1 protein-coding gene is annotated in these 1,229 nt (G+C 58.3%); it reads left to right on the plus strand.

The window, feature by feature from the left end:
* Positions 1-813 precede the first annotated feature (813 nt).
* The coding region (locus tag AC3IFE_RS18765) for a contractile injection system protein, VgrG/Pvc8 family (RefSeq protein WP_489191530.1) at positions 814-1,229 on the plus strand (416 nt) is incomplete at its 3' end.

Genomic DNA, 1,229 nt, shown 5'->3' on the forward strand with positions numbered 1-1,229 from the left:
ATGGGGCCAGCCGAACCCGAACGTTTCCCGAACTGTGGAACAGCGCGGCGGCCAGTCTTGCAGGCTGCTTTCGGATCGCGAGCCGCAATTGCGGATTAGAGGAAATATTCGAATGTAATGGGTGGAACCCCTTGCTGTTCGGGAGGGAACGAAGCTGCCGTTACGTGGCCGGGCGGGTACGGTCGCAATGAAATCGGTAGCGCTCACCTACGTCCGATTTCCGCCGTTGCTCCATTTGGACTCGACCTTCGGGAGGCTCGGACATGTCGCGTGGCGAACGGCTATGAGTCAGCCGGGTGGTTGCGACCGAGAGAATCGGTATCGGAAAAACACGAAATCCATTTTCGTTCCATCGGAACGCGTAAATGGATTCGGCTTCAAATCCCGGTTCTTACCAATTTCATATTCGTCCTATGGCGGCTTTGTCCCTTGCTCGGTTAAAGTCGCGCGGCCTATTCCGCAAACGTTTTCGGAGGATTGATTGACCCCGAGCACGGCCAATTTCGACACGCCCGCACGTGCGGGTATCAACATCCATCAGTTCTATAGCCTTGATCTCAAGGGCATGCCTGCCGCCGCACTAGCGGACGTCTATGAGTTCGATGGGGCACGCGGAATCGGAGAGCCGACGAAGTACACGATCCAGTTCACGCACCCTCGCCATGACCTGTCACGCACTGAATTCCTGAACCGAATCGGAGCGTTTGTGATTCAGCCGCCGCCGCGTGATCGGTGGAGCCAGCCTGAAAGCGCACGCCGCGTGCAAGGCGTGGTGACGGGCTTCGCACTCAAGGCGACCACCGCGACCAGTCGTTGTACGAGATTGTGCTGGAATCGCGTCTGGCGCTGTTGCGCAATGCGCCCAAATGCCGGTTCTTCCTGGACAAAACCATTCCCGAGATCATCGAGCAGATTCTGCGGGAGCATGAGTTCAATCAGATCTTCGTGCGCTTTGAATTCCAGCTACATCGTACCTATCGCAAGCGCAGCTTCGTGATGCAATGGGGTGAGGACGACCTGGCGTTCATTACGCGCTTGTGCAGACGCTCTGGCATCTGGTTCGTGTGCGAGGAAGGCAAGCATTGCGAGCAGGTGCGCTTCGGCGACGACTATGCGCACTACCGCCGCGATCCCGAGCGTCTGACAGTTGCGTACCGGCCGTACAGCGGCCTGGAGGCGGGAGGTGTCGAATCGGTCAGCGCGCTCGAAATGCGCGCGACGACGTTGCC

The sequence above is a fragment of the Burkholderia sp. APQ4-4ca genome (genome assembly GCF_057837105.1).